Source organism: Salipaludibacillus agaradhaerens (genome assembly GCF_002019735.1).
GTDB classification, from domain to species: domain Bacteria; phylum Bacillota; class Bacilli; order Bacillales; family Salisediminibacteriaceae; genus Salipaludibacillus; species Salipaludibacillus agaradhaerens.
The window spans coordinates 2756809-2777735 of record NZ_KV917378.1; the positions used below are offsets into that span (position 1 = coordinate 2756809).

Annotated in this window: 20 protein-coding genes; all 20 read right to left on the bottom strand. The window is 40.5% G+C overall.

Annotation, left to right across the window (positions count from 1 at the left end):
* Positions 1–106: 106 nt before the first annotated feature.
* Positions 107–1618, bottom strand: a complete 1512-nt coding sequence (gene lysS / locus BK581_RS12925; RefSeq protein WP_078578554.1) for a lysine--tRNA ligase — start codon at positions 1616–1618, stop codon at positions 107–109.
* A 252-nt stretch (positions 1619–1870) separates the two neighbouring features.
* Positions 1871–2872 (bottom strand): tRNA dihydrouridine synthase DusB, encoded by a 1002-nt coding sequence (gene dusB, locus BK581_RS12930; protein ID WP_078578555.1) that lies wholly within the window; start codon positions 2870–2872, stop codon positions 1871–1873.
* Positions 2873–2888: 16 nt separating this feature from the next.
* Positions 2889–3095: a helix-turn-helix domain-containing protein gene (locus BK581_RS12935; RefSeq protein ID WP_078578556.1), complete on the bottom strand. Its 207-nt coding sequence runs from the start codon at positions 3093–3095 to the stop codon at positions 2889–2891.
* Positions 3047–3574: a 2-amino-4-hydroxy-6-hydroxymethyldihydropteridine diphosphokinase gene (gene folK, locus BK581_RS12940; protein WP_078579937.1), complete on the bottom strand. Its 528-nt coding sequence runs from the start codon at positions 3572–3574 to the stop codon at positions 3047–3049. Before folK ends, BK581_RS12935 begins: the two co-directional genes overlap by 49 nt.
* A 7-nt stretch (positions 3575–3581) precedes the next feature.
* Positions 3582–3950, bottom strand: a complete 369-nt coding sequence (folB, locus tag BK581_RS12945) for a dihydroneopterin aldolase (protein WP_078578557.1) — start codon at positions 3948–3950, stop codon at positions 3582–3584.
* Between the two features lie 15 nt (positions 3951–3965).
* Complete coding sequence (folP, locus tag BK581_RS12950; RefSeq protein WP_078578558.1) at positions 3966–4817, bottom strand: dihydropteroate synthase; 852 nt, start codon at positions 4815–4817, stop codon at positions 3966–3968.
* A 33-nt stretch (positions 4818–4850) separates the two neighbouring features.
* Complete coding sequence (gene pabC / locus BK581_RS12955) at positions 4851–5720, bottom strand: aminodeoxychorismate lyase (RefSeq protein ID WP_078578559.1); 870 nt, start codon at positions 5718–5720, stop codon at positions 4851–4853.
* Entirely contained in the window at positions 5705–6301 is a 597-nt protein-coding gene (pabA, locus tag BK581_RS12960; RefSeq protein ID WP_078578560.1) for an aminodeoxychorismate/anthranilate synthase component II, read from the bottom strand. Before pabA ends, pabC begins: the two co-directional genes overlap by 16 nt.
* The gene (locus BK581_RS12965; RefSeq protein ID WP_078578561.1) at positions 6301–7764 is read right to left on the bottom strand and encodes an anthranilate synthase component I family protein; all 1464 of its coding nucleotides are present in this window, start codon (positions 7762–7764) and stop codon (positions 6301–6303) included. The genes pabA and BK581_RS12965 overlap by 1 nt, the downstream gene beginning before the upstream one ends.
* A 294-nt stretch (positions 7765–8058) precedes the next feature.
* Positions 8059–8991 carry a cysteine synthase A gene (gene cysK / locus BK581_RS12970; RefSeq protein WP_078578562.1) on the bottom strand — a complete coding sequence of 311 codons (933 nt, stop codon included), beginning with the start codon at positions 8989–8991 and terminating at the stop codon, positions 8059–8061.
* Between the two features lie 87 nt (positions 8992–9078).
* Positions 9079–9969 (bottom strand): Hsp33 family molecular chaperone HslO, encoded by an 891-nt coding sequence (gene hslO / locus BK581_RS12975; protein WP_078578563.1) that lies wholly within the window; start codon positions 9967–9969, stop codon positions 9079–9081.
* Positions 9970–10002: 33 nt separating this feature from the next.
* Positions 10003–10773 carry a type III pantothenate kinase gene (locus tag BK581_RS12980; RefSeq protein ID WP_078578564.1) on the bottom strand — a complete coding sequence of 257 codons (771 nt, stop codon included), beginning with the start codon at positions 10771–10773 and terminating at the stop codon, positions 10003–10005.
* A gap of 160 nt (positions 10774–10933) precedes the next feature.
* On the bottom strand, positions 10934–12955 hold the full coding sequence (ftsH, locus tag BK581_RS12985; RefSeq protein ID WP_078578565.1) for an ATP-dependent zinc metalloprotease FtsH: 2022 nt from the start codon (positions 12953–12955) through the stop codon (positions 10934–10936).
* Positions 12956–13024: 69 nt separating this feature from the next.
* A complete protein-coding gene (hpt, locus tag BK581_RS12990; RefSeq protein WP_078578566.1) occupies positions 13025–13564 on the bottom strand; it encodes a hypoxanthine phosphoribosyltransferase in 540 nt (179 codons plus the stop codon).
* Positions 13565–13625: 61 nt separating this feature from the next.
* The gene (gene tilS, locus BK581_RS12995; RefSeq protein WP_078578567.1) at positions 13626–15029 is read right to left on the bottom strand and encodes a tRNA lysidine(34) synthetase TilS; all 1404 of its coding nucleotides are present in this window, start codon (positions 15027–15029) and stop codon (positions 13626–13628) included.
* Entirely contained in the window at positions 15013–15462 is a 450-nt protein-coding gene (locus BK581_RS13000; protein ID WP_078578568.1) for a threonine/serine exporter family protein, read from the bottom strand. The genes tilS and BK581_RS13000 overlap by 17 nt, the downstream gene beginning before the upstream one ends.
* Positions 15463–15475: 13 nt before the next feature.
* Complete coding sequence (locus tag BK581_RS13005; RefSeq protein ID WP_078578569.1) at positions 15476–16234, bottom strand: threonine/serine exporter family protein; 759 nt, start codon at positions 16232–16234, stop codon at positions 15476–15478.
* Between the two features lie 49 nt (positions 16235–16283).
* Entirely contained in the window at positions 16284–17276 is a 993-nt protein-coding gene (locus BK581_RS13010; protein WP_078578570.1) for a protein kinase domain-containing protein, read from the bottom strand.
* Positions 17239–17973, bottom strand: a complete 735-nt coding sequence (locus tag BK581_RS13015; RefSeq protein WP_078578571.1) for a vWA domain-containing protein — start codon at positions 17971–17973, stop codon at positions 17239–17241. Before BK581_RS13015 ends, BK581_RS13010 begins: the two co-directional genes overlap by 38 nt.
* 63 nt (positions 17974–18036) lie before the next feature.
* On the bottom strand, positions 18037–20442 hold the full coding sequence (gene spoIIE, locus BK581_RS13020) for a stage II sporulation protein E (protein ID WP_407690351.1): 2406 nt from the start codon (positions 20440–20442) through the stop codon (positions 18037–18039).
* Positions 20443–20927: the final 485 nt, after the last annotated feature.

Below are 20927 nucleotides of genomic sequence, written 5' to 3' on the forward strand. Positions count from 1 at the left end.
CTAGTTGTAATATAATCATTATCTTTATTCTCCATGACACTAAATTGTAATTTTAGCTAACCGTTAAAGATCTCCTGCACACAGGGGTGTGTGCAGGAGATCGAAATTAGGAATTATTTTCAGGCCCCTCATCTTTATGCCTCATTTGTGGGAAGAGAAGAACATCTCGGATAGATTGTGAGTTAGTCAAAAGCATCACTAGTCTGTCTATTCCAATACCTAATCCCCCTGTTGGAGGCAATCCGTACTCTAAAGACTCTACAAAGTCGTCATCCATCATATGAGCTTCGTCGTCCCCTTGCTCTCTTTCTATAAGCTGAGCTTCAAATCGTTGTCTTTGATCAATAGGATCATTTAATTCAGAAAAAGCATTGGCGTGTTCACGCCCAACAATAAACAATTCAAAACGATCTGTAAATCGAGGGTCAGTCTCATTCTTCTTTGCTAGTGGAGAAATAGCAAGTGGGTGCCCGTATACAAAAGTCGGTTGAATTAATTTCTCTTCAACAAACATTTCAAAAAACTCATTTACAACGTGCCCGAAGCTCATCGTATCTTTCACAGGGACATTATGTTTCTTAGCTAATTGACGAGCTTCTTCATCAGTCATGTCTGACCAGAAGTCAACGCCAGTATGATCCTTAATAGCATCAACCATATGAACCCTGCGCCATGCGGGCTCAAGATCTACTGTTTCATCACCATATTTAATTTGAGTTGTCCCAATGACTTCTTTAGCAATATGGGAAACTAGATTTTCTGTCAATGCCATAATATCTTCATAATCAGCATATGCTTCATATAATTCAATCATTGTGAACTCTGGATTATGTCTCGTTGACACACCTTCATTACGAAAAACACGCCCAATTTCGTATACTTTTTCTAGTCCGCCGACAATTAGGCGTTTCAAATGAAGCTCAATGGCAATTCTCATATATAACGTCATATCCAACGCATTATGATGGGTTACAAATGGTTTTGCTGCCGCCCCACCAGGAATACTATGCATCATTGGTGTTTCTACCTCAAGATAACCATGATCATCAAGGTATCTACGCATTGATTGTAATATTTTGCTGCGTAGAACAAATGTATCTCTTACTTCAGGATTAACAATTAAATCTAAATAACGTTGACGATAACGTTGCTCTACATCTTTTAGCCCGTGATATTTATCAGGAAGGGGACGTAAGGATTTCGTAAGAATTTGCAAACTTTTAGCTTTAACCGATAATTCTCCCACTTTCGTTTTAAAGACAATGCCACTTAAACCGATGATATCTCCAATGTCAGCTCGGGTGAATAAATCATACTGTTCTTCCCCCACTTGGTCTTGGCGTACATAAATTTGAATTTGTCCTGAAAGGTCTTGAATATGAGCAAAGCCTGCTTTTCCTTTCCCTCTCTTTGTCATCATACGACCAGCCAGTGTAACAGTTATACTTTTTTCTTCTAGCTCCTCTTTTTCATATGAGTTATAGCTCTTTTGAATATCAAAAGCATTATGAGAACGTTCAAAACGGGAACCAAATGGGTCAATTCCTAAATCAAGCATATTTTTTAACTTTTCAATCCGTACCTGCTGTTGATCTGTGGCATCAAATTCTTGTGTCATCGCTACCCTCTCCTAATTGATTCAAATTTTAAAACGTGTGGTATTCTTTAATCATTTATTTATGAACACAGTGAACAGTTGCATGTATCTCGTTAAGTAAGTCATGAACATATGTATGTTTCATATTAATTTTTCACAATTATAAGCAAATAATGACGTTCTTAAACGTAAGAAGAAAACTGCCAGTACACGACTGGCAGTCCGGTTAATCTCAGAGGTATTATAGGAAAGTTCGTTCCTCTTGTCAACTTATTATACTTTTGCAGGTGTCTTTTTCGGCTTCTCTTCTAATATTCCCGAAAGGTTCGTCAAAACTTCCGCCATCGCTTCCCGTGTCGTCAACTGGTTAATTTCATCCCGAATACGCGCAGCCCCACGAAGACCTTTTATATACCAAGAAGCATGTTTACGCATTTCACGCACTGCTACTTCTTCACCTTTAAGCTTAATAAGTCTGTCCATATGAAGAATACATACTTCCATTTTTTCTTGTGGAGTAGGCTCAGGAATATTTTCACCAGTCTCCAAATAATGAATTGTTCTGTATAGCATCCACGGGTTCCCAAGTGCAGCTCTACCAATCATAACACCATCTACACCGGCTTCATCCATCATACGTTTAGCATCTTCTGGTGTTTCGATATCACCGTTACCTATAACAGGAATATTAACAGCTTCTTTTACTTGGCGAATAATATCCCAGTCTGCTTTTCCCTCATACATTTGATAACGAGTCCGACCATGCACTGCTACAGCTTTACCACCTGCTGCTTCTACCGCTTTAGCATTTTCAACGGCATAAATGTGGTCGTCATCCCAGCCTGTTCTCATTTTTACTGTGACAGGCTTATCAGCAGCCTTAACAGCAACCTCTACCATTTCATAAATTTTATCTGGGTTCAAGAGCCATTTGGCCCCTGCATCACAAGACGTTATTTTCGGAACAGGACAACCCATATTTATATCTATAATATCTGCATTTGTTTGTTTATCTACAATTTTAACTGCTTCAACGAGTGTTTCTTTTGTCCCTCCAAAAATCTGTAGACTAAGTGGTTTCTCTCTTTCATCTACGTAAAGCATTTTAAGAGACCGTTCATTTTTATGAAGGATGGCTTTGTCACTTACCATTTCCGCACAGACAAGCCCCGTTCCAAATTCTTTAGCTATCAAGCGGAATGCTGGATTGCACACGCCAGCCATGGGAGCTAGAACGACGGGGTTTTTCATAGTAATATCCCCTATTTTCAACATCATTTTCACCTCTTACTTACTTTATAGATGTCAGTTCGTCATACGTGACATTCAACACGGTGATGACACGTATCAATAGCTCTTCTCCCGGTTCACGAGTTCCCCTCTCAACTTCCCCAAGGACTGACACAGAAATACCGAGCATTTTCGCAAACTCTTCCTGGGTAAAGCCTTTCAGTTTACGAAAGGCCCGTATTCTTCTCCCCCAAATGAGCTCTTCCATTTACGAACACCCTCTTTATCGGTTAATTGATTTACATATTCATCAATCGTCCGTTCCTCTTTTAAACGCAGGCAAGGCTCAATTTCTTGCAAAGGTATTAATACGAACCCCCGTTCAAACATTCGGGGATGCGGAATCTGTAATGATTCTAATTTTATATTTTCTTCGTTATAGAGTAAAATGTCAAGGTCAATTGTCCGTTGCCCCCATCTTTCTTGACGCACTCTACCGCCTGTCTCTTCAATTTTCTGAGTTATTTTCAGTAATTCAAGTGGCGATAATGAGGTTTGGATTTTAATAACCATATTTAAAAAAGAGGGCTGGTCTGTGACCCCTACTGGTTCAGTTTCAAAGATAGAAGAGCATTTAATAACGTGAATAGATGGACACTCATTTAACCTTGAAACAGCTTTTTTCAAATGCACTTCTCGATCACCGTCGTTAGAACCTAATGCAATATAAACTTTTTTATTCCCCAACACGCGGTCAGACACCTTCCCGTTCTCTACGAATTTCAACAGCCACTGCTTCGTAATGTCCTGGAATAGGAGGATCGGGCTTTATGACTTTTACCGTGCAAGCATCAATAATTGGAAATTTCTCTAACAGTGAGTTAGCCAGCCGTTCAGTTAATGTTTCTACTAACTGGACAGATTCTCCTTCTATAATGTCTTTTGCTGTTTCATATACTAAAGCATAGTTGACGGTTTGATTTAAGTCATCACTTTTCCCAGCAGGTCTCGTGTCCATTTCAAGGGTAACATCTGCATAAAAGCGTTGTCCTAGCTTATTTTCTTCCGTAAATACGCCATGGTAACCATAAAAAGCCATACCTTGTACTAATATTTTGTCCATTCCAATTCACTCCTTTTAAGTCGTGTGACTCATAGGCTCCTCAGATTTCCCAACCATCACGTCCATCATTTTAGCCATACGGCTTATTTCAAGTACATCGTGTACACGAACAATATCACAGCCTTTTTCAATCCCTAAGCATACTGTTGCTCCTGTTCCCTCCATACGTTCATGAACTGGAAGGTTTAAGGTTTGTGCAATGAGAGATTTTCTAGAGGTTCCTAACAATAATGGATATCCTAAATCCGCAAATTCATCAAGTTTCCGCATGACTTGAAGGTTGTCATGATAAGATTTTGCAAATCCAATTCCCGGATCAAGTATTATTCGTGAATCTTTTACGCCAGCTTTATGACAAATATGGATACTTTCTGATAGATCGCTAATCATGTCCTTAATTAAATCATGATAATGGGCTTTTTCCCGATTATGCATGAGAATAATCGGAACATCATATTCGGCAGCTACATAGGCCATATCAGGATCAGCCTTACATCCCCAAACATCATTAATGATATTAGCACCTGCTTGAAGAGCCGCTTCTGCCACCTTCGCCTTATACGTATCAATTGATAAAGGCACTTCAACAGCTCGTCTAATCGCTCTCAAAGGCTCGAGGACACGCCTCAACTCTTCATCTTCCTCAACTTTTTCGGCTCCCGGGCGCGTTGACTCTCCTCCGAGATCAATCATATGAGCACCTTGGGCCACCATGTTTTTCGCACGTTCTCCAGCTAAGTCAGCACCATTAAACTTCCCTCCATCAGAGAAAGAATCGGGTGTTAAATTAAGAATCCCCATTACATAGGTTTTTGCAGAAAAATCTAGACGATAACCATCCCAAGCTATTACAGATTTTGTAGTCATTCTTATCACCTACTCCTTTTATATATCGACTATTTATAGGTTTAGAAGTAAGTCCTTCTTGGACCACAACCGCCTCTTCCAATATGAATAATCGTTCTGCAACAAACGGACCATCTCTCCATTATTTCCCGGGAAACGACACTGTTCCCAAAAATGAATTGGGACGATTTCTTGAATAGCGTTTGTGACAAAAATCTCATCAGCTTCTAATGCAGCTTGAAGACGAAACTTCCCTTCTTCTACACGTACTTCTTTCTTTTTTAAGTTAGCCATGACAAACTGCCTTGTAATGCCGTTAAGACAGCCACATGAAAGGTCTGGTGTGTAGACAATGCCATTCTGCACCCAAAATAAGTTGGATACAACGCCTTCTGAAAGATACCCGTCTTCAGTAAGAAATATTCCCTCCACATCTGTTCGGTTACCTATTTCTCTTCGACCTAGTACATTATTTAAATAGTGGTGTGATTTTAAGCGGTAATCAGCTTCAGGAGAATTGCGTCTAATAGTTAATGTTTTTGCTACTTTACTTTTTGACAGTTTTTGAGGTAAGGGCTTCATAAAAACGATTGTTTGCGGCGTTGTATATAACTCAGTAGATAAGCCAATTTCACCAGGGCCTGCCGATACATTCCAACGAATATACGCATCGTTTAAATTGTTAAGCCGCAGTAGTTCCTTAATTATTGCTGCCACTTCTTCACGATGATAATGGTTTAAAACAATTCCCATTTTTTCTGCACTTTTAGCTAGACGGTGAAAATGGTCATCCAATAAGAATGGATGACCATTATAGGTACGAAAGGTTTCAAAAAGCCCTAGGCCATATAAGTATCCGTGATCCAAAGGGGAAATGACTGCTTCTTTCTCGTCCACATACTGGCCATCTAGATAGAGGTACATACCATTTGAAACTCCTTATACGTATCTAGGAAGTTACGCAACAGCTGTTTCCCTGCACCTGTCATGATAGATTCTGGATGGAACTGAACCCCTTCAAGTGGGTATTCTTTATGACGAATAGCCATAATTTCCCCTTCGGCAGTCTGCGCAGAAACCTCAAAGCAATGTGGCAATGTATCAGGTTTAACAATAAGGGAGTGATACCTAGTAGCTATAAACGGTGTTTCTACATTGGCAAAGATAGTTTTACCGTCGTGAGTTACTTCTGATGTTTTACCATGCATTAAACGTTCCGCTCTTATAACATCACCACCAAATACTTGAGCCATCGATTGATGCCCTAAACAGACACCAAGAATAGGTATTTTCCCAGCAAAATGCTTAATCGCTTCCATACTAATACCTGCTTCATTAGGTGTACATGGTCCAGGCGAAATCATTAAGTAATCTGGTTTAAGTGTCTCAATATCTTCAATAGTCAACTGGTCATTCCGCTTAACGATAAGTTCTTCTCCCATTTCACCTAAATATTGAACAAGGTTATACGTAAATGAATCATAATTATCAATCATTAAAATCATTATTTATTCCTCCTCAGCTCAATCTCTTCCTCACTCATCTCTTTCGCTTGCCATAAAGCTTTTGCCTTCTTTAATGCCTCTTTATATTCTGCAGCAGGCTGTGAATCAATAACGATACCGGCCCCTGCCTGTACATGAACCAAACCATCCTTTACAATCATCGTCCTGATCGTAATATTTAATTCCATATCACCATTAAATCCTATCCAGCCAAATGCTCCAGTATATGCTCCACGTCGAACAGGCTCTAATTCTTCAATGATTTCCATCGTCCGAACTTTCGGAGCACCGGTAATCGTCCCTCCTGGGAATGTGGCTGCCACGACATCCAAAGCATCATGTTCAGGAGATTTAATCCCTCGAACGTTAGACACAATATGCATCACGTGAGAATACTTTTCAATTACCATTAACTCGTTCACTTCCACAGAACCATAGTTGCAAACTCGTCCTAAATCATTTCTTTCTAGATCCACAAGCATAATATGTTCGGCCCGTTCTTTTTCATTTTGCAATAGCGTGTTCGCTAATGCTTGATCTTCCTGATCATTTGCTCCTCGTGAACGAGTTCCAGCAATTGGCCTAGTGGAAACGGTGCTCCCTTTTACTTTTACAAGCAATTCCGGTGAGGCACTTACATATTGGACATGCTCGGTGGACATAAACCCCATGTAAGGCGATGGATTCACCTGTCTGAGACAATGATACATATGGAGAGGTTCACTTAACGCCCGCTTTGATTCACGTACTGATAAGTTTACTTGGAAAACATCACCTTCACGAATATACTGTTTTGTTTTTTCTACAGCTTCAATAAATTCAGATTCTTGAAAAGACCGTTCAGGTATAGGACAAGACACTTCAGATACCGTAAAAGTATAAGGCTCCCGCCCAAACAAGTGGGCATCCTCACTTTCCTCCGCTGCAGCTAGCCAGCGCTCGCGCATAGTTCGCAATTTCCCCTCGGCTGCTTCTTCACTTTCACAAGGTACAGTAACGATTAACCAAAGCTCTTCGGTTTGGTGATCAATCACGTAAACCTCGTCAAATGCTAATAAATATAAATCGTCAGTAGCTAAATCATCTTTGGCCAGATTAGAGAGCTTTTCTATTTGTCTTACAAGATCATAGCTGAGTTGGCCAATCAGTCCTCCTTGAAAATCAGGAAGGGTATCATCAGTATTCAGTTTATAAGAGCTTAGCCATTCACGTAACGACGATAAAAGAGGTCCCTGTTTCTCGCTAATACCTTCCTTAGTCTCAATCGTAAGAAGGTAGTCTTTCCCTTTAATAATCGCCCAAGGTGAGACCCCTATAATAGAATATCGTCCCCCTCTGCCACTTTCGAGCAAGACATGATTTTTTTCACCATGTACAAGCTTCATGTATGTGTTAAACCAATCACCGGCTACAGTTGACAGTCGCACTGTGTCGCCAATGGCTTTATAACTAATTGCGCTCATAGTTTGTCCACCTCACGCTAATAAAACGTTCCATCCCTTTGTTATTTAAAAAGCGATATTGTCTTTCAACCATTATACGGGGCTTTTCATCAAGGCGCAATCATCATAGCCTTATGACAGATCAGCTCGTGCTTTAATTACCTTCGCTTTTTTAAAACCTGCTCAATCTATCTTCATATTAAGTGATTTTACAGGGCAAAAAAGAAAAGGCATCAGCTCATTGAAGTGCTCTTCGTTGCTTACACATCCGAAGCCAACGAAGTTCTTCAAAGCTGACGCCCTTTTTTCAATCACTTAACTCTCTTCTTCAAACTGATAAAGTGGTGTGCTTAAATAGCGCTCTCCATTACTTGGAATTACCGCTACAACTTTCTTCCCTTTTCCGAGCCGTTTAGCAACTTCTAAAGCGGCATAAATAGCTGCACCAGAAGAGATACCACTTAAAATCCCTTCCTCTCTAGCAGCTCTCCTTGCGTATTCGAATGACTGCTCAGTTGTGACTGTCATGACTTCATCATATAAGTCCGTATTTAAGATTTCCGGAACGAAACCGGCCCCGATTCCTTGAATTTTATGCGGTCCTTTTTGACCTCCTGATAAAATTGGTGAATCAGCTGGTTCTAGTGCAATAAGTTGCATATTTGGAAATTTCTCTTTTAAGACTTCCCCTGCTCCTGTTATTGTTCCCCCAGTACCAATTCCTGAAACAAAGGCGTCAAGCTGTCCGCCTACTTGCTCTAATAATTCTTTCCCCGTCGTTTCACGATGAACTTTTGGGTTAGCTGTATTTTCGAATTGCTGAGGCATAAAATACCCATGCTCTTGTTGCAATTCTGTGGCCTTTTTAATCGCCCCACCCATCCCATCAGGACCAGGCGTTAATACGAGTTCCGCTCCGTAAGCACGCAGAAGATTTCGTCTTTCCATACTCATCGTTTCAGGCATGACTAGCACCGCTCGATAACCTTTTGCAGCAGCTACCATGGCTAAACCGATTCCTGTATTTCCACTGGTCGGTTCTACAATTGTATCTCCCGCTTTAAGAGCGCCTTTTTCTTCAGCATCCTCAATCATGGCTAAAGCAATTCGGTCTTTGACACTGCTACCTGGGTTCATAAATTCTAACTTCAGGTAAACATCTGCATGGTCGTCACTTACAAGTCGTTGCAGTTTAACTAAAGGTGTATCACCGATCAGTTCAGTGATGGAATTTGCTACTTTTGCCATTGATTCTCCTCCTTAAATCCAAGTAAGTTCATTGGTTTAATCTTAGATTGAGTTTAACAAAACTTAACAACAAGGTCAAGGCAAATATTATGAATCTTCAGAACGTTTTTCCTCAAGAAGTTTTTGAAGTTCTTCACGAGAAAATGTATATATTTCATTACAAAAATGGCATGTTGTTTCTGCACCGCCATCTTCCTCAATCATGTCTGTTATATCTTGTTCTCCCAAACCAACAATCGCATTAGCGATACGTTCTTTAGAGCAATGACATTCAAATAAAGTCGTCATCTTTTCCATAATGCGGTGATTATTTTCCTCAGTTAGTAAACCTATGATTTGTTCTGGCGTCTTACCTTGTTGTATGAGCGATGAAATAGGTGGCATTTGACTTAGTTTTTGTTCTAATAGATCCACTGTTTCACTTTTCACCCCTGGCATCATTTGAATGATAAATCCCCCTGCTGCCTCTACCTCTTCTCCTTGACCAATAATAACACCTAATGCGACAGAAGATGGGGTTTGTTCAGATGTTGCAAAATAATACGTGAAATCCTCTCCTAATTCTCCGGAAACGAGTGGCACACTCCCTGTGAAGTGTTCTTTCATACCGAGGTCTTTTACAACTGAGAGCGACCCTTCTGTGCCTACAACAGCTGAAACATCCAATTTCCCATTTGACTTCCTCTCTGGATCAAGATGAGGCTGAGTTACGTAACCCCTTGCGGTACCGTTAGCTTTCGCATCCACGATAATAGGGCATGCAGCTCCGTTACCTTCTATCTTTATTGTTAGTTTTTCGTCCCCTTTCAGCATTGCTCCCATCATCGTGCCTGCTGTAAGTGCTCTACCTAATGCTGCCGTGACAGTGCGCCATGTTTTTTGACGCCTAGCCGCTTCTTTCACCATTTCAGTTGATTGTATGGCATAAATTCTCACAGTATCTTCAAACGCTAATGCTTTAACTAAGTAATCTTTCATTGTTATCAATACTCCTTTTAAACACACATCGTGTTACGTATTTCGGTTTTTTCTATATATTAGCTGAAGTCCCTTTAACGTCAGCCATTCATCCACAATCGTAATAGCAGTTGTCTCTTTTTTTACTAAGGCAGCCAACTCACCTGTAGCAATTACTTTTAAATCAGCACCCATTTCTTCTTTTATACGACTAACCATCCCCTCAACTTGCCCCACCATCCCATAAAGAAAGCCTGATTGCATAGCATGAACGGTGTTTTTCGCAATGACATTTGGTGCTTTAAAAGTATCAATGTCAGGTAGTTTCGCCGCATGTTGAGAAAGGGCGTTCATAGAAATAGACATACCTGGCGCAATAGCCCCTCCTGCATATTGATTGTTTTTCGTAATGTAGCAAAATGTCGTAGCCGTGCCAAAGTCAATGATGATCAACGGGGCACCATAATACGCTATACCTGCTACAGCATTAGCAATACGATCGGATCCAACTTCTTTAGGGTTATCATAGAGTATGTTAAGGCCCGTTTTAATTCCGGGCCCAACGAACATTGGTGTCAAGTTGAAATAAGACTGACATACCAGGATTAAACGCTGATCAAGCTGGGGCACAACTGATGAAATAAGGATATCGTGTACCTCACTAGCATCTATTCCCCTTAATTGAAAAAGCTGATGAAAAAGAGCGATATATTCATCTGTCGTTTTACCTACATTCGTTTCAACTGTCCAATGTGATAAGAGCTCTTCCTCTTCATATACCCCTAAAGCAATTTTTGTATTCCCAACATCCATCACAAGATTCATACTACATCCCCCCATTTCTCGTAAAAAATACAAAAAAGTGCCCCGAATGACCATGTTCCATCTTTCGTTAAACCTTCGAAGCCACTCTTATGAAGGATTGGTTTAACCTACTTTGATGGATGACACGGCGTTGAGGGACACTTTCAGTCATTTATTCATCTTATTTTTTATCGTCGTCTTCATTTTTACCTTCATCATCGGACTCTGTTGAAGTGGATTCATCACTGTCATAGCGAGAACCAAGGAAATCTTCCATGGCATCTTTCTCTTCTTCTTTGCCTTGGATATTCACTGTTACATCATCAGTATGGTCAGATTCACCATTTAATTTCTTTGTTACATGGTGATCATCTGGAAGCTTTCCTTCCTCGATGAGTGAGCGGATTTGTTCAGCATCCAACGTTTCGTGCTCTAATAACGTTTTTGCTACAATCTCTAAGCTTGCCTTATTTTCAAGGAGGATTTGTTTACATCGTTCATAAGACTCCTTCAATATACGTTGGACTTCCATATCAATTTCATGAGCAATCGCTTCACTATAGTTCTGTTCATTATTAATATCTCGTCCAAGGAAAACTTCCCCTTGAGAGCTACCGAATTGAACTGGTCCTAGTTTATCACTCATTCCGTATTCCATCACCATTTTTCTGGCAATGCCTGTAGCACGCTGGAAATCATTATGAGCGCCTGTAGACACTTCATTAAACATGACTTCTTCTGCCACACGTCCCCCAAGTAAGCCGACAATTTTATCAAGGAGCTCCGGTTTTGTCATGAAGTATCGGTCTTCCTTAGGCAACATCATCGCATATCCGCCTGCTTGGCCACGAGGTACAATGGTCACTTTGTGAACCATATCTGCACTCTCTAATTTAACCCCAACGACGGTATGACCTGCTTCGTGATAAGCGACAATATTTTTCTCTTTTTCAGAGATGACACGGCTTTTTTTCGATGGACCGGCAATCGTTCTATCGATCGCTTCTTCCACCGCCTCCATATCAATCTTCTTCTTATTAGCACGAGCAGAAACAAGCGCTGCTTCATTTAATAAGTTTTCTAAGTCAGCACCAGAAAAACCTGGCGTTCGCTGAGCAATTGTCTTTAAGTTAACATCATCTTGGAGCGGCTTGTTTTTAGCATGAACTTCTAGGACCGCTTCACGCCCTTTAACATCAGGACGACCAACCATGATTTGACGATCAAAACGTCCTGGACGCAATAAAGCAGGGTCAAGAATATCTGCACGGTTTGTGGCTGCAATGAGAATAATCCCTTCATTGACGCCAAAACCGTCCATTTCAACTAGTAATTGGTTCAAAGTTTGTTCTCTTTCATCATGTCCACCGCCCAGGCCTGCACCACGTCGGCGTCCAACCGCATCAATTTCATCAATAAATATAATACACGGTGCATTCTTCTTCGCATTTTCAAATAAATCTCTAACACGAGACGCACCTACACCAACGAACATTTCAACGAAGTCAGACCCACTAATTGAGAAGAATGGTACACCTGCTTCTCCAGCGACCGCCCGCGCAATCAATGTTTTACCTGTCCCTGGAGGCCCTACAAGAAGTACCCCTTTAGGAATGCGAGCCCCTATATCTGCAAATTTCCGCGGCTCTTTTAAGAAATCAACGACTTCAACTAACTCTTGTTTTTCTTCATCAGCCCCTGCCACATCTTTGAAACGGGCTTTTTTCTTATCTTCACTCACGAGCTTGGCTTTACTCTTACCGAAGTTCATGACTCGGCTACCGCCACCCTGAGCTTGGCTTAACAAGAAGAAGAAGAGAATGAATATAATGACGAATGGGATAATCGCCGTAAAGAAATTCACCCATCCGCTAGGCTCCTCAGCCTGTTCAAACACTAGCTCGTCTAATCCTTGTTCCCCAGTTGAGGCAATAACTTCTTCTAAAAAGGCTTGAAGATCTGGTACATTCACTGTAAAGTACTCATCATCTTCTGCACCTCTTAGTTGACCTCTAGCTGCATATACATCTAAACGGGGCTGAATCGACAACGATTCAATATTGTCATTTTCCAGCTCCTGTCGAAATTCGTTAAATGTCATTTCTGTTGTTTCATCAGGGTCCCCTTGGAACACACTGACTACTCCGACAATAATTAAGAAAATCAATACATAAAAGATCGTATTTCTAAAAATCCGATTCATCCTGAACCTCCTCCCACGTCAAATACACTTAGGTAATAGTATCATACAAATGTCATCATTCACAACGAATTAACTTTGATAAATCTCAGGCTTCAACACACCGATATAAGGGAGATTTCGGTAGCGCTCAATGTAATCAAGACCATAGCCTACAACAAACTTGTCAGGAACAGTAAAGCCTGCAATATCAGGGTGAATTTCTTGAGTACGCCCTTCTGGTTTATCAAGCAAGGTAACGATTTTAACTGATTTAGCCTGGCGATAGTGAAACAACTTTACTAAATAACTAAGTGTGTTACCACTATCTATAATATCTTCAAGGATGAGGACATCTCTTCCTTCTACTGAAGTATTAAGGTCTTTTACAATTTTGACCTCACCTGAAGATACTGTTTCGGTTCCATAGCTTGACACATCCATTAAGTCAAATTCAATATGTGTATCAATTTTTTGAATTAAATCTCCCATAAAAGGTAAAGATCCTTTTAGAATCCCAACGACCAACGGAAACTTCCCTTCATATTCTTCCGTTAATTTTGCACCTAATTCACTAATTTTTTTCTGAATATCTTCTTCAGAAATTAATATCTCTTCAATGTCTTCTCGCATAGTCTTTACACGTACCTCCTATAATGTGCATGATCATTTTTACCAGTTACATACAATCTCATTATGTATTAGCGCGATAAGTCAATTGCACAATATTCTCTGACTTATCATCTACAACTCCTTCATTTGAGCGCTTCAATGAAGGCACCCATAATATTGTACCATGACTATCGGTAACAATGGGCCAAAGATCACGATCTCCTTTAGCAACTTTCGCCTCAATAAAAACATCCTTTAATTTTTTCGTTCCTTTCCCTCCAAAGAAAGACATACGGTCACCGGCACGACGCGTCCTGACAATGAACGGCAAAGATACTTTATTTAAATCAATAAAGATGTCATGGGGGTCATTTTTTAACGGCATTTTTCCATTCAAAGTATCAGCAGATATTGTCCCAGTTGCCCACGCCAGTTCGCCAGGGAGAGGTAAAACTAATTCCTTATTCTGATCCCCTGATTCCTCTTTTAAAAAGGGTGTTTTTATTGAGAAAATTAAGCTTTCATATGACTTTTCTACTGTTATATTTTTAGGCAAATGGACTTCCCCAGACGGATGTTCTTGCCTTATTAAATCAAGAATAGCCTCGATATGAGAGCGATCAAATTGTAACTGATGACTTATTAAAAGATAGTTTAATATTAGATGAATGGCCCGTCTTTGTAAAGCTTTAGCCACTTCATCAAAAGCTTCAAGTGAGACAACTATTTTATGAGATCCTTTAAAAGCCATTACTTTATCAACGACCCGCTTTGTCTCGTGATGAAGCCATTCTTCTTCATCTGCCAAAACTTCGGACTGCCACTGAAATACGTGATGGGCCTTTGGATTCTCTTCTTTTATAAAAGGAAGTACATGGTGTCGAATACGATTTCTTAAATACTTATCTTCATCATTTGATTGATCTTTGCGATATGGGATGTTATAAGTAGCACAATACTCTAGAAGTTTGTTTTTTTCCACTGCTAACAAGGGGCGGATAATATACCCTCCGGCAAACATCCTTTTTACTGGAATCCCCTTCCTTCCGGACAAACTCCCACGCAATTGCCTCATTAACATCGTCTCAATTTGATCATCGCCATGATGTGCGGTGACAAGCTTAGTTGTACCTAACTTATGCATTAAGTGTTCAAACCATTCATAACGGCATAGCCTCGCTGCCTCTTGTGTCGACATGGCTTGTTGACGTTTCTTTTTCTTGACATCTGCTTCGTATAGATAAAAAGGTAACGAATATTTCTGACAAAAAGATGCTACCAATGCCGCATCTTTTTTGGATTCCTCACTTCTTAGACCATGGTCCACATGTGAAACACTTAATAGAATCTTTTTTATGTTACTTAGTTCCATTAAGTAGTGAATTAACGCCATACTATCTGGTCCACCAGATACCGCAACGAGTAAATGGTCTCCCTCCTCAATTAAACCATGCTTAGTAATGAATGAGTTAATGGCCTGCTTCATAACGGTTCCCTATCCCTTTCCCAAATGAGAAGATCGATAATGCGAGTACGAGTCCCCCTGCAATTGCGCCAGCTTGTAGCATTGTTTCTACTCCGTACTCGAGCCCTTGTATATAATCCCCTTCCACAAATGATAACATTGTAAAATATGCTCTACTTCCTGGGACAAGAGGAAGTATCCCAGGAATAGACAGTGTTGTCACTGGGATGCGAATTTTCTTTGCTAGAAGATGGGCTATAGTCGCAGCAGACAATGAGGCAAGTAAGGTAGAGAAAACACTTGAGGCACCAAACGCTATTCCTGTCTGGAGGACAAACCATGTAATAACACCGATGCCACCACCGAGGAGAAGAGCCCGTTTTGGCACACTGAAAATGATGCCGAATCCGATAACGGCAGCAAAAGTAATAACTAATTCTAATAATAACTCCATATGTGCCTCCCCCTTACAAAAATAGAGAAATTGTGAGTGCGATACCACTGGCTATTGACAATGATGTAAGTAACGCTTCTACCCCCCGGCTCATTCCTGCAAGCAAATCCCCTGACAATAAATCACGCACCGCGTTTGTCAATTGAACGCCAGGCACAAGAGGCATGAGAGAGCCGATAATAATTTGGTCAACACTACTACCTACCCCTGCATAGACTAAAAAAATGGCAACCGAGCCACCAATAAAAGCAGCCGCCATTTCAGCTGCAAAACGCACTTTTAGATAACGCTCAAATTCTACTAAAGTGACACTAGCCAGCACAGCTGCAATATAGGCTGGTAATAAATCCACGAGCCTCCCCCCAAACAGGTAGGAAAAGCCACTTCCTGCTACTCCTGCAGCTAGATGAATAAGCCAAATCGGATAATGGATGGGTGTCTTATGTATCTGTAATAAACGCTCATGAGCCGCACCGACCGTCAATTCACCCGCTGTGAATTCTCGGGAAACTTGATTCACTTCCGTCACTTTATTTAAATCTTGCATCCGGTCATCAATACGGACCATTTGCATGAGATCTTCCTTACCCTTTCGCTCTTCAAAAGATAGAAATATACCCGTTGTCGTTGTAAAGCAGTGAACATTCGTAAACCCCGAAGCTCTAGCCATTCTCTCTAGTGTTTCTTCTACACGATATGTTTCTGCCCCATATTTCAACATGATTTCCCCTGCCAACAAGCACATATCCATCACTTCATCAGCGGCTTGCATACGTTACACCCCCGATTCTATCCAAACCCCATACTGTTATGAATATCATTTATCCCGTCAAGTATAGAATATATAGGATAAGAAGAAAAGAGGCAAAAATAGCTGTTTCCTTAAACCCGCTTCTTTTTTTACTACTACGAGCGTGTGAAGAATTAATGGCAGACGCACTTTTTTGTTTCACCAGAGAGGATATTCGTTTCTTTTTTCTGGGGGGAGGCACATTAGCCTGCTGTGTTCGTAACACTTCCATCACGTCCTTTTTCATCTCAAGTGCATGCTCATATCGCTGGGTGATTCCTTTTTCAATAATGGGTGCATAAGGAATTAGGCTAGCTTGTCTAGATGTTTTTTCTAAAATGACACGTGTTCCTTTAACACCTTCTTTATAAAAGCGAGAAGGGTAACTACGATTTACCATTAGCATCGCCACGGAAAACAAATCATATGCGGGATCTGCTTTACGATCACCAGCCCCCCAATAGCCTCGATCAAAGAATTCTGTGTATTCTTTAATAGAGCGTCCCCTTTTGGTCACACCACCTGGGTCAATCCACCTCAATTGATATGGATTAGATGTTATAAGTAAATTTTCAGGCTTTATATCACCAAAAACCCAACCTTTATCATGCATTTTCTGTAAATCACCTAATAATTGCATAACAAAAATGCCAAGCCATTCAATGCCTTTATTCCTTACAAAGGGTAAAAAAGGCTCGCCATGAATATACTCCATGGCATAAAACGTAATATTACCCTGGGGTGTTGCAACATCATCCATATCAAGGAAAGAAGGTCCGAGCGATAACCCTTGGACCTTCGATATTTGCCTAAGTACATGGACTTCGGAGGAAACGGACATGGCATTATGTGCAACCTTAAGTGCCATCAGCTGCTGGCCACGTCTTGCTAAATAAACTTTACCAATAGCTCCTTCCCCCAAAATTCTGAGAATGACGTATTTTTTTCCATGCCATCTTCCTGTAATGATTTGTCCAGGATAAAAGTTATTGTCCAGACTCTTCGATGAAGGCTGTTTCATCATTTGTAACGCCTTTCTTCATTCGCTTACTATAAAGTTTCACCGCTTCCATAATAGCTGGCCCCGTTGGCGTCACTCCTGATGTAGACAGCTTTTTAAAAGCACCTTTAAGCGAATCCAATTGTGGTGTCCATGATAAAAGTTTCTCTACCGGACTCCTTTTCCCGGGAAATGAATACAGGCAGAAATAGTTCTCTCCTTCTCGAGACTTGAGGCTTAGCGACAAATCTAACAATGCCTCTTGGACACGAGGCAGCTTATTTCTCATACTAGCACTTGTATCCACTAAAATAACCATATCAAGCTGAGAAGTCTCTCCTAGTTCATCGACTACTTCCATTAATTCTTCTCGCTTTTCAGGTGCTAAATCTTCCATCTCTTGATCTTTACCAAGGATCTGTGAAATTTCTCGGTTTACAACCCCATGAATGGTTTGTGTCATCCCTTTCTTCGTAACCATCTGGACGGTTTGTGAAAGTGCCTTTGCATATACAACATCACTCATACCACCTCCAGCTGCAGCAATATCATTTACCTCCGACATACCTCTTTCATTTTCATCATCGTCATCTAATATACCAATGACATTGACGCATAGCCCCTCTTCTTTGGCAATCGCAGCCATTGCCACTGGATCTTCCCCAGCATTAGAGCAACCATCAGTGATTAACAAAATTTGTCTAATTGTACCACGGCTCATAAGCCCACTCCTATCTTGTTTTTTAATTAGTTTTTACAAGATTCAGAGATTTTATACTCTGTTTTAAGCCCATTCCTTTTCAGGGGCTGAAAACGTGGCCCACTCGGGTAAATAATGATCGACTTTTGCTACTAAAACGGTCATATCATCATGTATTTCCCCATCAGCATCACGAATCATTTTTTCCATAAGTAAATCCGCCACTTCTTGAGGGTCTTTCGTCATCATTTCTCTGATCATTCGCTTCATTCTAACATCCTTATTTTCTACATGTTTGGAGGCCTCATACACACCATCACTCATCATAATTAACAGGTCACCTGCCTTAAGCTGTTCAGATACAACATCCACGTCCATCTCTCTAATCATGCCAATTGGCAAATTTCCTGCCTCTAGAGACATCACGTGATCTCCACGCTTGATGTAACTAGGTGTTGAGCCAACTTTAAGAAATTTTGCCTTTCCAGTTTGTAAATCAAGCATAGCAAGATCAAGCGTGGAGAAAACTTCTTCGTTTGATCTGAGAGATAGGACAGAGTTAATCGACTTTATAGCGACTGTCTCATCAATCCCAGAAAGCAAAATTCTCCTCAATAAATCAATGGTTTCTTGACTTTCGATGTGTGCACGTCGCCCGTTGCCCATGCCATCACTAATGGCCATCGCATACGTGCCTTCTCCAATTTCCATCGTCGAATAACTGTCCCCTGATACCCATTTACCTCCTTTCGCAGTATGGGCGACTCCTTGATTAATAACAAACGTTTTTGTTGAGGCGAATACAACCTTTGTTTCTGGGCCTGTGGAACGTGCAGCTTCGGTGTGCTTCACGATGACACATTCACGTAAAATATCTGACAAAAGTGGCGCAATCACTTTTTCAGCTTCATTGTAAGTATTAGATGGAATGATCATTTCCACATCTACATTTCCAGGTTCAAGGCTATAAATATCCACTAAGTCTACATCCACACCCGCTTCTGACAAACTGTTTTTAATATCTATCTCTTGCTGTTCATGAACTTTTTTCTCCCTTTGAATATCTTTCGCAAAATCTTCCATTACTTGTGATACCCCAATCAATTGCTCTGCTACTAATTGCCGGCTCTCTAAAAGTTGATTCCTCAAACGCATTTCGCCATCTCGTTCTTTTAATTTTCCATTAATTGTATCAACTACTTTTGTGTCAATAATACAATGCTTCTTCCACACTGCTGCCAAAGCTCTGTCCTTTATGTCACCATCCTTCTCACACGCTCCCATTATCTGCTCCATTAATCCGTATGTTTTATCAAAGTCCCTTGCCCAACACTGCTGTTTTTTCATGCACGTTTGACATGTAGCTTCTGTCACACTGCTTAAAAACAAATCTACCTTGCACTCCGTTTCTTCACCTTCCTCCGGTTTTCCATGAAAGGAAAAAGTCCGCGACAAGCTGAGAAACAAATCAGAAAACTGTTCTACCTTCCCAGCAGTGACATCTCTAATTTTCCTTAAATACTTTTGTTGCTCCTGGGTATATTCCACAGTGCCCGGTATATAGCCAGCAAGACTGCTTGTCCATTTTTTTGGTGTCAAATAAAAGAAGGCAACCGCTGTAAGGCTCTCAAACAACGTCACATTTAATGACGATTGGCTATCGGCATACATCGCCATTAATAAACTTGCAATGACTAGCCCTATTGCTGTCCCCACCTTCCCTCCTTCCTTCAACAATCCACCGAGCAGACCTGCAAAAGCCAGTAAACTCATTGATATAAGTTGAGAGACACTTGCTAATGATAAAATCAATCCCATGATAACGCCCACGGTAGCCCCAATCGTTGCCCCACCAGAAAAAGCAAAGATAAGTACTACATATCTCGCCACAATATGTTCCACAGACATTTGATAAATAAGCCATCCTACAGTTCCAGTCAGAAGTGATCCGAGCAGTATAACAAGACACACGACTTCTTCATGTCTTAAGTTCATTTGTTTTTTTCTTTCAAAAACTAGAGGGATGCTCTGAAAAAAGATAAGTGTCACGACTAGAGCTAGTCCACCTTCAACTGAGGCAGTAAACAGGTGATACATAGATGTTCCTTCTTGAATAACAAGGCTCAAATACCTCGTTCCCGCTACGGCTAAAAATACGGTTAACGGTAAAAAATTCTTACTTTTATTTACCTTTTCTATGACTGCTTGTAAAAAGAAATATAATAAAATCGCAACTGTCGTATGACCGGCATATCCAAACGACAGACTTGTAGAACCAGCAATAAGAGCAAAAGCAGCTGGTAATGTTAAATTTCGCCTCCATTTAAATACGACAGCCAAAAATGGAATTGCAAATGGAAGTAGCTGTAGCAAAATGACTGACCGACCTAATAAGAAGCCAACTCCCATAATAAGAAGAAGCCGTTTTAGCGCTTGAATTTTTACTTTATCTATCTTTTTTTCCATTAAAGATAGCGCCTTCCTTGCCACAAATTCCTTTAAACCTTCAACCACTGAAACAGCTTGTCCATTCAATTTAGTCACACTCTGTACACCACTTCTAACAAACATTCTTCCACCACCCTGTTTTAAGTTCGTTCTCTAATTAAAACATGGTAGACACACAAATTTTGTCAAACAAATGGTGGCAACTATAAAAACTCTTCGACCTTTATCTACGCCATACGTCTAGCAATCATAAGGTGAGACATATTGATGACTTACTCAACATAATGTCTGTCTTCCTGCAAAATATTAGGTCAATTTGTTTATTGCCGTCATTCTCGTAAATTGCCCTGCCTTTTTGTCGCACTTTTTGAGTGTCATTTAACGAGCTAATCAGCATAACGTTAACGAGACTCTCTCTGAGAAACTTTTTAGGAAAGCTTGATACGCAAAAAAAGCCAGTAACAACATACAGGCAATTGTTAGTGGCTTTAAGTTATTGAGTTGGATTGGTACATCACTCTATTATA